The sequence below is a fragment of the Aeromonas sp. FDAARGOS 1403 genome, assembly GCF_019047325.1.
GTDB lineage: Bacteria > Pseudomonadota > Gammaproteobacteria > Enterobacterales > Aeromonadaceae > Aeromonas > Aeromonas dhakensis.
Genome location: NZ_CP077249.1, coordinates 2098617 through 2112420, shown reverse-complemented (window position 1 = coordinate 2112420; position 13804 = coordinate 2098617). Strand labels below are relative to the sequence as shown.

Genomic DNA, 13804 nt, shown 5'->3' with positions numbered 1-13804 from the left:
AAAAACAATATTAATCTAGACTGTCTGCTCGATAATCGAACTCCCCAAGAGAACAGATATGTCTGCCTATTTCACTCTGCGCCAGCGGGCGATGACCCGCCGTTTCTGGGGCTATGCCCTCCCCTCCGTCATGGCCATGCTGGTATCCGGCGCCTATTACCTGGTCGATGGCATCTTCGTCGGCCACTACGTGGGGGCCGCCGGCCTCGCCGGTATCAACCTGGTCTACCCGGTCATCATGGTGCTGATCGGCCTTGCCGCCATGATCAGCATGGGGGCGGCCACCGCCATCTCCTTCCAGCAGGGCGCCAGGAACACCGGGCTGGCCCGCCAGGCGCTGGTCAATGCGCTCTGGCTGCTGGCGGGGCTGGGCACGGTGGCACCGCTGCTGCTGCACTACTGGCACATCGACATCCTGCTGGCACTGGGCATCGAGCAGGGCACCGACACCTGGCAACAGGCCAGCGACTACCTCTACTGGATCGGCGGCGGCACCCTGCTGCTGGCCTGCAACCTGGCGGTGCCCTATCTGCTGCGCAACGATGGCCGGCCGCGGCTCGCCATGCTGCTGGTCAGCGGCGGCGCCATCCTCAACATCATCCTCAACTACATCATGGTGGGCCGGCTGGGGCTGGGACTCATCGGTACGGCTCAGGCCACCCTCATCTCGGAAGGGGTGGTCAGCCTGCTGGGCCTGGGTTACTTCTTTACCCGTCACGCCAGATTGCGACTGGAATGGCGCCAGCTGCTGCCCAGCTTGCCGGCCATGCCCAACCTGCTGTTCACCGGTCTGCCGAGCCTCATCGCCCAATTCAACCTTGGCCTGCTGCTGATGCTGCACAACAGCCAGCTGATGGTGCACGGCTCGGTCAAGGATCTGGCGGGCTTCACCGTGGCCGGCTACACAGAGGCGGTGTTCATCGTCATCTTGCAGGGGCTGGCCTTTGGCATCCAGCCGCTGGTCAGTCAGGCGGCCGGCGCCAAGCGCCATCGCGATCTGAAGTTCCTGATGGAGATGGGGCTCAAGATCACGCTCGTCTACGGTCTGGCGGTCTGGCTGCTGATCCAGCTGCTGCCGCGCCAGGTAGCCATGCTCTACACCGGCGATCAGGATGGCGAGCTGCTCGCGGCCGCCATCAGCAGCCTGACCCTCAACCTCGGCGCCATTCCGCTGGAGGGGATCATCATGTTCGGCATCGTGCTGCTGCAATCCATGGCGCGCACCCGTCAGGCGCTGTTCATCTCCATCGCCAAGACCCTGCTGCTGCTGCCGCTGATCTTCATGCTGCCGCTCTGGTGGGGCCGCGACGGCGTGCTGCTGGCCCAGCCCACCACTGTGCTGCTGCTGACCCTGCCACTGTGCTGGTTGCTGTGGCGCGAGTGGCACCAGCTCAAGCTGGCCTGCGCCCCGCACACCAGGCGCTCGCCCAAGGCGCTTGCCCGCCAGCAGGTCACGCTGGCACGGCGCGCAGGCTGATGCGCGGCTAACCCAGCCGGCTGGCGCAGGTGCGGATCTCGGGCTCGACCAGCGCCTGCTGGGCGGCCACCAGCTGCAGCTCGTAGGCGCCCGCCAGCCAGGTCCGGGCCAGCACCATGTCCACGCTGGCATTGGTGCGCTCGAACGCCGCCACCGGCGTAAAGCCCGCCAGCAGGTTGGCCAGCATGGTGGCACTCAGCAGATCCCCCACTCCGATGGGCTGACGTTGAAACTCATAGAGGGGGCGCGAGATATGAAACGCCCCCTCTTCGCACACCAGCAGCATTTCGAACCGATCCAGGCTCAAGCCGGCGCGGCCCAGATGCTTGACCATCACCAGCTCGACGCCACCCTCACGCAGTTGCTGGCACGCCGCCAGTGCCTCGCTCAGATTGTGGATCTCACGGCCGGTGAGCTGCTCCAGCTCCAGCAGATTGGGGGCCAGCAGGTCGGCGCAGGCCAGCGCGCGGTTTTTCAGAAAATCGGCGACGCCGGGCGCGACGATGCACCCCTTGTCGGGATGCCCCATCACGGGGTCGCAAAAATAGCGGGCGGCCGGATTGAGCGCCTTGAGGTGAGCCACCGCCGCCAGGATCTCCTCCCCCTGCTCGGCCGAGCCGAGATAGCCGCTCAGGATCGCATCGCACTGCCCCAGTACGCCGATGTCGGCCAGCCCCGCCATCAGCTGGCGGATATGGCCGTTTGGCATCACCATCCCCTGCCAGCCGGCGCTGTACTGGGTATGGTTGGAAAATTGCACCGTGTTGACGGGCCACACCTCCAGCCCCATGCGGCGCATGGGAAACACGGCGGCGCTGTTGCCGGCGCAACCGAACACCACGTGAGACTGGATGGAGAGAACTCGCTTCATGCTGACTCGCAAAAAAATGGATGAACCAAAATGGGAAAAACGGGCCTTGCGGCCCGTTGTTGTCACTGTGATTAGCGCAGCACCTTGACGGTGTAGCTGCCATCGGCCTGACGATAGAGGCCGTGGATGTCGGTCTCGAAGCCCGGGTAGTGGGCCCCGATCTCGCACAGCATCTCGAGGAACTCGAGCACCGGCAGGGAATCCTGGGTCACCATCTCGCCCGGCAGCACCAGCGGCACTCCCGGCGGGTACGGCAGGATCATGTTGGCGCTGATGCGGTCCACCATGTCGCGCAGCGGCACTTCCACCACGTTGCCGGCCAGCTCCTGCTGCCAGGCGGCATGCGGGGTCATCTTCATCTCCGGCAGCACGTCGAATGCCTTGAACATCAGCTCCGGCAGACGGTACTTGCTGGTCAGCTCGTGAATGCGCTGGGCCAGCTCCTGGATGCGCATCCCTTCGTAGAAGCTCGGGTCTTCACGATAGAGGCTCGGCAGAATGCTCTTGATGGTCAGGTTCAGGTCGTAACCGCGCTTGAACTCGGTCAGGGCGCGCAGCAGCTGCATCGCCTTGGACTGATCGATACCGATGGAGAAGAGGAACAGCAGGTTGTAGGGGCCGGTCTTCTCCACCACGATGCCGCGCTCGTCCAGGAACTTGGAAACCAGGGACGCCGGGAGACCGCGCTCCAGCAGCTGGCCATCACGGCCCATGCCCGGGGTCAGCAGGGTCACCTTGATGGGATCCAGGTACATGTGGTCGTCGTCGATGTCCTTGAAGCCGTGCCAGTCATCCTTCGGATCCAGCTTCCAGCACTCGACGGTGTCGATGTTGTCCGGCTGCCATACATCGAAGAACCAGCCTTCGCTCTGCTCACGCAGACGCTTGATCTCTTTGCGGAAGGAGATGGCGCGATCGATGGAGTCCTTGATCAGCCGCTTGCCGGTGTTGCCACGCATCATGGCAGCGGAGATCTCGGTCGATGCCACTATGCCGTACTGCGGCGAGGTGGAGGTGTGCATCATGAAGGCTTCGTTGAAGGTCTCTTCCTCCACGTCACCCTTGATGTGGATCATCGACGCCTGGGAGAAGGCCGCCAGCAGCTTGTGGGTGGACTGGGTTTCGTAGAACACCTTGCCCGGCATGGCTTCGCCGCTCATGCCGCACTTGCCTTCGTAGATCGGGCTGAAGTTGGTGTAGGGCACCCAGGCACTGTCGAAGTGGATGTAGGGGGTGTCCAGCGCCTCCTTGATGAAGCCGGTGTTGTAGAGCAGGCCGTCATAGGTGGAGTTGGTGATCACGGCGTAGCGCGGCGCCTGGGCACCCGGGGTAGCGGCGACCTTGGCAGCGATGGTGTCGCGGCTGAATTCGCTCTGCGGGATGCCACCCAGAATGCCGTAGGCGTTGCGGGTCGGACGGAAGTAGATCGGGGTCACGTCGTTCATCATCATCAGGTGAGTGAGCGACTTGTGGCAGTTGCGATCCACCAGCACTGTGCTGCCGGCCGGCGCGGAGTACATGCCGACGATCTTGTTGGCGGTGGAGGTGCCGTTGGTGACGATGTAGGAGCGATCGGCGTTGAAGGTACGAGCGATGTACTCTTCGGCTTCCTTGTGCGGACCGGAGTGATCCAGCAGGGAGCCCAGCTCCGGCATGGAGATGGAGACGTCCGCCTTGAACGCGTTCGGGCCGTAGAAGTCATAGAAGATGCTGCCGGCCGGGCTCATCTGGAAGGCGGTACCGCCCATGTGACCCGGGGTACAGAAGGTGTACTTGCCCTCTTCCACGTACTTGAACAGCGCCTTGGTGAAGGGCGGCAGGATGGCATCTTGGTACTCCTGGGTGGCCTGACCCATCTTGAGGGCGATGTCGTCAGCCATGCCGAGACGGTACTCGAAGAAGTGCACGTTCAGGCGCAGGTCGGTCAGGTGAATGTCCAGGGTGGACTGGTCGTTGGCGAAGGCGAAGATCGGCAGCTTCTCGTTGCGATCGTGGATCTCCTTGCACAAACCCAGGGAGTATTTGTCCCAGTCAAAGATGGCACCGCAGACGCGGGGGTTCTTCTCGATGAGTTTCAGCAAGTCGGCCACATCGACCGGATAGACGACCTCGAAACCCTTGCGCTCGAGGGAGGCTTGCAGCTGGCGAATGGGTTCTTCTTTGAAGAAAACGCCGAGGTGGTTGAGGATGGCAATGATGTTCATCTTGATGCTCCACACGTAAGAGGGCGCTCTCCATCAGGGATGGTGAGTGAAGAGCGCTCGGAAGATAAAAGGGGAAATCAGTTGCTGGGCTGTTCGCTCAGCAGGGCATCGTGCTGACGCAGGCCCAGTTTTTTGGCGTAGAACATCAGGATGATGAGCGACACCACGAAGGTTGCTGTGAGGTTGGAACCCTTGGCCCCCATCAGGGCAATCAGGCAGAAGACGCAGGCCACACCGGAGAAGATCATGGCGCCGATGCTGCGGGAGGTCATGCCCTCGAAGCGAATGAGGTTAATGCTGGAGTAGAAGTAGGGCAGCATGGTCAGCAGCACCGCATCTGTGGTCAGCACGTTGAAGAGATCGGCCGCGTGGGCGGACTGGGAGGTGAAGGCAGTCAGGCCGATCATCAGCGCAGTCATCTTGAGGGAGCCCAGGATCAGACCCTTCTTGGCCACGCCGTTCTTGTCCACTTCGCCGTAGATTTTCGGGAAGTTGCCGTCGTGGGCGGCGCGCTTGCCCGCCTCGCCCACCAGCATCATCCAGGAGCCCAGCGAGGTGAAGCAGGCCAGGGCGGTGAAGGCGGAGACGAACGGTGCGGACCAGTTGCCGAAGATGACGGAGGAGGCCATGGCAAACGGGGCGCCGGAGGCAGCCACTTCACCGGCCGGGAACATACCGCTGATCACCTGGGTGGAGAGGATGTAGATGACCCCCGCGATACCGGTGCCCAGCATGGTGGCGAGCGGTACGGTGCGCTTGGGATTCTTCACCATGCCGGAAGAGACGGCGGCAGACTCTACCCCCACGAAGGACCAGAGGCAGATCAGCACGGCGCTGATGACCGCATGCAGGTCGCTGCCGCTGGTGGTGTTCCAGTTCTGGCTGTAGACGGCGCTGTCGAAGTGACCCCAACCCACCAGGGCGGTGCCCACCACCGGCAGCAGGATCAGCACCAGACCCAAAGTACAGAGCCGGCTCACCCAGCTGCCGCCAAGCAGGTTGACTAGGGTGAAGATCCAGACGGCGGCGATGGTGGCCGCGGCGGCCGGGATCGGGCTGTTGAGGATCGGGAAGAAGACGGAGAGGTAGGAGACGCCGGTGATGGCGATGGCCAGGTTGCCGATCCAGTTGGCGTGGTAGTAGAGCACGCCGGTCTGGAAACCGAACACAGGGGAGATCTCGCCGGCGTAGGCGATGGGGCCGCCCTCTTGCGGGTTCTTGGTGGCCAGGCGGGCGAACACGAAGGCCAGCCCCATGGCGCCGACCAGGCAGATGGCCCAGCTGAACACAGAGATGGAACCTATGGTGGCCAGGGCCGAGGGCAGCAGCGCGATACCGCTCCCCATCATGTTGCCGGCCACTACACCTGTACAGGCGACAAGGCCGATCTTCTTGCTCGTATCTAGGGACATAAAATCTCCGGGTCGATATTAAGGCATCAAACACACGCTTGGCGGAGCCTTCCGCCAATCAATGGCCACAGACTAGGCCTCTGCGCCCCGGAAAACATAAAGTCCCGCTAAGGGATAAAAACATGAGCAAACTTTTTCAGCCCGCCTGTCGACGCTGATAAAAACAGAGTTAAAACAGCAAGTTGACTGAAGGCGCCGCAAGCATCTTGATAAAACCTTGATATCCGTTGCCCCCCTTGATGAGAGCACTCGGTGCCACCCGAACCACCTTGATATTTTTCTGATGACCCGCTGCGGTGCAGCTGGGCCAACAACCCCCTCTCCCCCGAACTGCATATGCCAAAGCGACCCCCTTTTCCCCTCACCGCCCTTCCTTCACCCCTCACTTTGCATGATCCGAGGCCACCTTGGCCGACATAACCCCCCCCCCCACACCAAACAGACGCAGTGATGACACGGTGCGATATTGACTAAGGCGGCCAGGTCGCCGGGGCGACGGTCACGACTGTCGGCATCGACAGGCTGCAGCTGCAAATGGCGGCCGGAGCTTGATCAGCAGAGGATGGAACAGGGGGATGGCGCCGCCACAGGCCTGCCATGGCCAGTCGTTGCTGCGGGCAAGGGATAGGGATAGGGATAGGGATAGGGATAGGGATAGGGATAGGGATAGGGAAGCAAGCCCGAGTGCCCATGGGAGGGCAAGAAATACGCAGGCCGCCCGTGGGCGGCCTGCGATCGGCGGGGCAGAGCGCGGCCGGCGCCGCTCAGAACAGCTTGACCTTGCTCTGGCCCAGGGCGTTGAACAGCGCCGGGGTGAGGGTTTCCATGTTGCTGTAGAAGCCGAGCTGCTGGCAGAGCAGGTAGGTCTGCTCGGTCGCCTCCATCAGGAAGGCCTGGCTGTAGGCATCCCCCGCCGCTTCCGGGTGACCGTCCAGCTCCGCCAGCTTGCCGCGCAATATGTGATAGAGCACAGAACGACCCCGGCTGCCAGCCTCGCCCAGCAGACGGTTGGCCTCCTGCTGCTGGCCGCCCAGAATGGCCTGCAGGGTCAGCGCCTCCCACACCCGGGCCGGCTGCAACGGCTGGCTCTGAACCACCCGGGCCAGGTGAGCACCTATCTGCTGCAACCGGTCGCTCTGGGGGGTGCCCGTCAGGGTTGCCAGCGCCTCCCCGGCCAGATAGCGCTCCGCCAGCAGCAGCGGCTGATCCGGCTGGCTGGTCAGCGACTTGTCGAGCAGCTCGACGCCGCGCTTGAGGGCCACCGGATCCTGGCTGTTGATGTAGTAGTGCGCCTCCATCATGGCCATCAAGGCGCCGTCATCGGTGGGCCAGCCCATGCCAGGCTGCGCGTCGGGCTGATTGAGGGCGCTCAGCAGATCCCGGCTGCTCGCCTGCAAGACCCCGTGCACGTTGTGGCGGCTGAGCTGGTACTGGTGGCTGAACAGCACCCGGTTGGTGTTGATGTTGCGGTACTCCAGATCGAGATAGGTGCCCCCCGGCTGGCGGGAGACCCGTACGCTCAACTCCTTGCCGGGCAGGATGCCCCCCATCAGGGTGTTGGCGCCGTACTGCACCCGCAGCGGCGTAGCGGCGGCCACCTCCCCCATCAGGGCGCGGGTGATGCCGTCGGCGAGGCGCACGTTCTCGTTGCTGCCATCCATGCCGGAGTGAAAACGAAACACCAGCAGCTCGGGATCCAGCATGGAGTGCACCTGGGGGCTGGCGTGCTGATAACTGAGCAGGCTGACCAGGGTGACCAGGATCGCCACCACGAAAATATCGAACCCCACCAGCTTCCAGCGGCTGCCCCCCTCCCGGGCATGGGTGGTGACGGCGCGGGTCAGCGGGCCGGCCGGGAAGGGAGTGACGTTGGCCTGCTCCTCCTCTTCATCGATGGCTGGCGCCGCAAGCGGCGGCCGGGGGGCACTCACGCTCTCCTGCTCGCCTGCCATCACCACCGAGACCACCTGCTGCGGCCGCACCGGCGCCACCAGCTTGTAGCCGCGCTTGGGCACTGTGACTATGTAGTCGGCGGCGTCGTTGCGGCCATCCTTGAGGATCTTGCGCAGCTCGAAGATGGATTGGGTGACCACCTGATCGGTCACCTCGGCGCCGTCCCACACCTCGTTGATCAGGCAGTCGCGCCCGAACACGGTGCCGGCGTTGCTCGCCAGGAAGCGCAACAGATTGACCAGCCGGGGCTCGAGGTAGACCTCGCGGTCGGGGCGACAGAGCATGTTGTCGTCGACGCTCAGGGTCCAGTCGTGGATCTCAAAAACCGATTCGCTCATGATTCACTCGCTGCAGATGGAGACGATGCAAGATGAGAGTGACGTAACACCGGGCGGCTGAACGGGCAGCAGGGCGCTGCAAAAGGCAGTGCCGCCGGCGGGGTGAACATTCCTGTGAGTCAGGCCGGGCTGGCCTGTTTACGTCCGCAGAGCGTCCTTGCGGGCATGCCGATCGGGTCGATCGGAAAGGGTCACTTTAAGCAAAACGGGAGTGGGATCCCACTTTTTTTGGCCACAAATCGCCGCTGAATTGATCCAACATGGGGGTTTTGGCAAACATCGTGCCAACAGGTATCCATATGGACAGGATTTTTCCCTGCCGACAGGGCGCCTGCCGCCGTAAAAAAGAAGGCCCCCGCAGTGCGAGGGCCTTTCATCATCCATTTGTTCCCGACCGGGCTCAGCAGTAGCCGTAGCCCAGCAGACGCTGGTAGCGCTGCTCCAGCAGCTGCTCGTTGTCGAGGGGACGCAGGGCGTTGAGATCCTGCTGGATGCGGTCTTTCAGGTGCTTGGCCATCTTCTCCACGTTGCGGTGGGCGCCGCCGAGCGGCTCCTCAACGATGTTGTCGATGAGCTTGAGCTCTTTCAGACGCTGGGCCGTGATGCCCATGGCATCGGCAGCCACCGGTGCCTTGTCGGCGCTCTTCCACAGGATGGAGGCACAGCCTTCCGGCGAGATGACGGAGTAGGTGGAGTACTGCAGCATGTTGACGCGATCGCCGACACCGATGGCCAGGGCGCCGCCGGAGCCGCCTTCACCGATCACGGTGCAGACCACCGGCACGGTCAGACCGGCCATCACTTTCAGGTTGCGGGCAATCGCTTCGGACTGGCCACGCTCCTCGGCACCGACGCCCGGGTAGGCGCCCGGGGTGTCGATGAAGGTGATGATCGGCATCTTGAAGCGCTCGGCCATCTCCATCAGGCGCAGGGCCTTGCGGTACCCTTCCGGGCGCGGCATGCCGAAGTTGCGCTTGATCTTCTCCTTGGTCTCGCGCCCCTTCTGGTGGCCGATGACCATCACAGGCTCGCCGTCCAGACGGGCGATGCCGCCGACGATGGCCTTGTCATCGGCATAGGCGCGATCGCCGGCCAGCTCGTCGAAATCGGTGAAGATGTGCTCGATGTAGTCGAGGGTATAGGGGCGCTGTGGATGACGCGCCATCTGGGATACCTGCCAGGCGCCCAGATCGCCGAAGATCTTCTTGGTCAGCTCTTCGTTTTTCTTCTCCAGCCGACGAATATCTTCGCTCAGATCCACGGCACTGTTGTGCTCGCTCACATGGCGCAGTTCATCGATCTGTGCCTGCAACTCGGCGATCGGCTGTTCAAAATCCAGAAAAAGACTCATAGGGACTATAGATCCTCTAATCAAAAACCAATTCAACCCGCTCTCGTCCCAGCAGGACGCGCAAGTCATCTATCAGTTGATCGGTGGGCGTCACCCGCCACTCGGTGCCGAGCGTCAATCGCACCCGGGAGCCGGGGCGACGATAGTTTACCTGAACCGGACAGACTCCGGCACGGGCGGGCTCCAAAATCTCGCACAAACGCGGGAAAAAGCGATCATCGATTCGCTGTTCATCGAGAGAGATGCGGATTGCCCTGGCAAAACGCTCTCTCGCATCGTTGATATCCAGTAATTCACGGGCCGACATTTTAAGGCCACCGGAGAAGTCATCAAAGCTGACCTGTCCAGAAACCACCAAAATACGGTCTTTTTGCATCAACTCTTCATATTTTTCCAGCGCTTCACTGAACAGGGTCACATCGAGGCGACCGGAACGGTCGTCCAGGGTGAAGATCCCCATCTTGTTGCCACGCTTGGTCACCATGCTGCGCGCCGCGATCACCAGCCCCGCCGCCGTGGTCACGGTATCGCGGGAGGTGGGATGCAGATCGCACAGGCGACCCGAGGTGTAACGACGCAATTCGCCGCTGTACTGGTTGATGGGGTGACCGGTCAGGTAGAGCCCGAGGGTCTCGCGCTCCCCTTCCAGCCAGACCTTGTCAGGCCAGTGCGGCACGTTGGCGAACGCCTTCTTGACGTCGTCTATCTCCTCGGTGAGCACGCCGAACATGTCGACCTGCCCCACCGCCTGGGCCTTGGCGTGCTGCTCGGCGGCACGCATCGCCTCCTCCAGGGTCGCCATCAGGGCGGCGCGGTGAGGGCCGAGCCGGTCCATGGCACCGGAGAGGATAAGCTTCTCCATCACCCGCTTGTTGAGCTTCTTGATGTCGACCCGGTTGCAGAAGTCGAACAGGTCGCGGAACGGGCCATCCCGATCCCGTGCTTCCAGGATCGCATCGATGGGACCTTCCCCCACCCCCTTCACCGCGCCGATGCCGTAGACGATGTGACCGTCTTCGTTGACGCTGAAGCGGTAGCGGCCGGTGTTCACATCCGGCGGGATCACCGTCAGCCCCATCCGCTGACACTCGTCCACCAGGGTCACTATCTTGTCGGTGTTGTCCATGTCGGCGGTCATCACCGCCGCCATGAACTCGGCCGGGAAGTGGGTCTTGAGCCAGAGGGTCTGGTAGGAGACCAGCGCATAGGCGGCAGAGTGCGACTTGTTGAAGCCGTAGCCCGCGAACTTCTCCACCAGGTCGAAGATCTTCATCGCCAGCTCGCCGTCGACGCCGTTCTTGATGGCGCCCTCTTCAAAACCAGCCCGCTGCTTGGCCATCTCCTCGGGTTTTTTCTTGCCCATCGCCCGGCGCAGCATGTCAGCGCCACCGAGCGTGTAGCCCGCCAGAGTCTGGGCGATCTGCATCACCTGTTCCTGGTAGAGGATGATGCCGTAGGTGGGCTCCAGAATGGGTTGCAGGCTCTCGTGCTGCCACTTCTCGTCCGGATAGGAGATGGCTTCATTGCCGTGTTTGCGGTCGATGAAGTTGTCCACCATGCCCGACTGCAGCGGGCCCGGCCGGAACAGGGCCACCAGAGCGATCATGTCTTCGAAGCAGTCCGGCTGCAGCCGCTTGATGAGATCCTTCATGCCGCGGGATTCGAGCTGGAATACCGCGGTGGTCTCGTAGCGCTGCAGCAGGTCGAACGAGCGCTTGTCGTCGATGGGGATGGCGGCGATGTCGACCGGCGGCTTGCCCTCTTTGGCAAGACGCGGGTTTATCATGCCGAGGGCCCAGTCGATGATGGTGAGCGTGCGCAGACCCAGGAAGTCGAACTTCACCAGGCCGGCATACTCCACGTCGTTCTTGTCGAACTGGGTGACCGGGTGGTGCCCCTCGTCATCGCAGTAGAGCGGTGCAAAGTCGGTGATCTTGGTGGGCGCGATCACCACGCCACCGGCGTGTTTGCCGGCGTTGCGCACCACCCCTTCGAGCCGGCGCGCCATGTCGATGAGGTCTTTGACCTCCTCGTCCTGCTCGTAGAGCTCGGGCAGCTTGGGCTCGGCCTCGAACGCCTTGGCCAGGGTCATGCCGGGATCCGGCGGAATGAGTTTCGAGATGCGATCGACGAAACCGTAGGCGTGGCCCAGCACCCGGCCCACGTCCCGTACCACCGCCTTGGCCGCCATGCTGCCGAAGGTGATGATCTGGGACACAGCGTCCCGGCCGTACATCTCGGAGACGTGTTCGATCACCTCGTCCCGTCGGTCCATGCAGAAGTCGACGTCGAAGTCGGGCATGGAGACCCGCTCCGGGTTCAGGAAACGTTCGAACAGCAGGTCAAATTCGAGTGGATCCAGGTCGGTGATCTTGAGGGCGTAGGCCACCAGCGAACCCGCACCGGACCCCCGGCCCGGGCCGACCGGGATGCCGTTGTCCTTGGACCACTGGATAAACTCCATCACGATGAGGAAGTAACCCGGGAAGCCCATCTGGTTGATCACCTTGAGCTCGATGTCGAGGCGCTCGTCGTACTCGGGACGACGCTCGGCACGCACCGCCGGATCCGGGAACAGGAACTCGAGCCGCTCCTCCAGCCCCTCTTTCGACTTGGCCACCAGGAAGTCTTCGGTGGTCATGTCGCCGGTGGGGAAGTTCGGCAGGAAGTATTCACCCAGACGCACCGTCACGTTGCAGCGCTTGGCGATCTCCACCGTGTTCTCCAGCGCCTCCGGGATGTCGGCGAACAGCTCGCACATCTCGTCCTGGCTGCGCAGGTACTGCTGCGGGCTGTAGCGGCGCGGGCGACGCTTGTCCATCAGGGTGTAGCCGTCGTGGATGGCGACCCGGATCTCGTGGGCGTCGAAGTCATCGGCGGTGAGGAACACCACCTCGTTGGTGGCCACCACCGGCAGCGCGAACTCGCTCGCGAGGTTCACCGCCATGTGGAGATAGACCTCCTCGTCGGGGCGACCGGTACGCAGCAGCTCCAGGTAGTAGGCATCGGGGAAGTGGGTCTGATAGAAGGCGACGCACTGCTCGGTCATCTGGCGGTTGCCCTTGAGCAGGAACTTGCCCACGTCCCCCTCGCGACCGCCGGAGAGCACGATCATCCCCTTGGCGTGCTCGACCAGCCACTCCTTGTCGATGACCGGCCGTCCCTGCACATGACCGCGCTGATAGCCACGGGAGATGAGCAGGGTGATGTTCTGGTAGCCGTCGTTGTCCATGGCGAGCAGGGTGAGGCGGAACTGCTCGTCGCCGAGTTCACTGCTCTGCACCCAGAAGTCGGCACCGACCAGGGGCTTGATCCCCTTGCCGTGGGCGGCGCCATAGAAGCGCACCAGGCCGCACATGTTCATCTGGTCGGTCAGGGCCAGCGCCGGCATGTTGTCGGCCGCCGCGGCCCCGACGATGGGGTTGATCTTCTGCAGACCATCCACCATGGAGAAGTCGGTATGCACCCGCAGGTGAATGAAACGGGGGTCAGCCATCGTCATGCCCTCTCATTACGCAAGCAGCCATCGCTTAGACAAATCAGCATGGGTTATTCCACTCCCAGTGCGCGGCGCACCGGTTTGAAACTTTGACGATATTCCGGCAACGGGCCGCGCTCGGCCAGGATGGCGAGGTGCTCCGCAGTCGGATAGCCCTTGTGGCGGGCAAAGCCGTACTCGGGATGGCGGCTGTCCAGCTCGGTCATCTCCGCATCCCGGGTCACCTTGGCGAGGATCGAGGCGGCGCTGATGGCGGCCACCAGGCTGTCGCCCTTGACCACGGCGCGGGCCTCCATCGGCAGAGCCGGGCAGCGGTTGCCATCGATGAAGACCAGCTCGGGCGTGACCTTGAGCCCCGCCACGGCGCGCTGCATCGCCAGCATGGTGGCGTGCAGGATGTTGAGCTCGTCGATCTCCGCCGGGCTGGCGCGACCGATGGCGAAGGCCAGCGCCTTCTCTTTGATCTCGTCAAACAGGGCGAGCCGCTTCTTCTCGGAGAGCTTCTTGGAGTCGTTGAGCCCCTCGATCGGGTTGGCCGGGTCGAGGATGACGGCGGCGGTGACCACGTCTCCCACCAGGGGGCCGCGGCCCACCTCGTCCACACCGGCAACCAGCTTGTCGTCAGGAATATCGATCATCATCTTGTAGCCTTGAATCAAAACAGGCCCCGCAGGGCCTGGCGTCGCGTTGGTGCAGCCA

General features: G+C 63.0%; 8 protein-coding genes. 1 reads left to right on the top strand and 7 read right to left on the bottom strand.

Translation table 11 applies throughout. The features are described 5' to 3' along the window. Window positions 1-58: 58 nt before the first annotated feature. On the top strand, window positions 59-1477 hold the full coding sequence (locus I6L33_RS10100) for an MATE family efflux transporter (RefSeq protein WP_005303418.1): 1419 nt from the start codon (window positions 59-61) through the stop codon (window positions 1475-1477). Between the two features lie 7 nt (window positions 1478-1484). On the opposite strand, the gene pdxY is transcribed toward I6L33_RS10100, so the two are convergent. From pdxY to rnhB, 7 genes are all read right to left on the bottom strand, one after another. After that, a complete protein-coding gene (pdxY, locus tag I6L33_RS10095) occupies window positions 1485-2348 on the bottom strand; it encodes a pyridoxal kinase PdxY (protein ID WP_211028286.1) in 864 nt (287 codons plus the stop codon). Window positions 2349-2419: 71 nt separating this feature from the next. After that, complete coding sequence (locus tag I6L33_RS10090) at window positions 2420-4552, bottom strand: lysine decarboxylase CadA (protein WP_211028285.1); 2133 nt, start codon at window positions 4550-4552, stop codon at window positions 2420-2422. 77 nt (window positions 4553-4629) lie between these two features. Next, the gene (gene cadB, locus I6L33_RS10085) at window positions 4630-5964 is read right to left on the bottom strand and encodes a cadaverine/lysine antiporter (RefSeq protein WP_017764129.1); all 1335 of its coding nucleotides are present in this window, start codon (window positions 5962-5964) and stop codon (window positions 4630-4632) included. Window positions 5965-6728: 764 nt separating this feature from the next. Beyond that, window positions 6729-8255 carry a lysine decarboxylation/transport transcriptional activator CadC gene (gene cadC / locus I6L33_RS10080; protein WP_201880358.1) on the bottom strand — a complete coding sequence of 509 codons (1527 nt, stop codon included), beginning with the start codon at window positions 8253-8255 and terminating at the stop codon, window positions 6729-6731. Window positions 8256-8655: 400 nt separating this feature from the next. After that, entirely contained in the window at window positions 8656-9606 is a 951-nt protein-coding gene (gene accA, locus I6L33_RS10075) for an acetyl-CoA carboxylase carboxyl transferase subunit alpha (protein ID WP_005303428.1), read from the bottom strand. Between the two features lie 16 nt (window positions 9607-9622). After that, window positions 9623-13102 (bottom strand): DNA polymerase III subunit alpha, encoded by a 3480-nt coding sequence (dnaE, locus tag I6L33_RS10070; protein ID WP_216974118.1) that lies wholly within the window; start codon window positions 13100-13102, stop codon window positions 9623-9625. Window positions 13103-13155: 53 nt separating this feature from the next. Beyond that, window positions 13156-13746 carry a ribonuclease HII gene (rnhB, locus tag I6L33_RS10065; protein ID WP_019839053.1) on the bottom strand — a complete coding sequence of 197 codons (591 nt, stop codon included), beginning with the start codon at window positions 13744-13746 and terminating at the stop codon, window positions 13156-13158. Window positions 13747-13804: the final 58 nt, after the last annotated feature.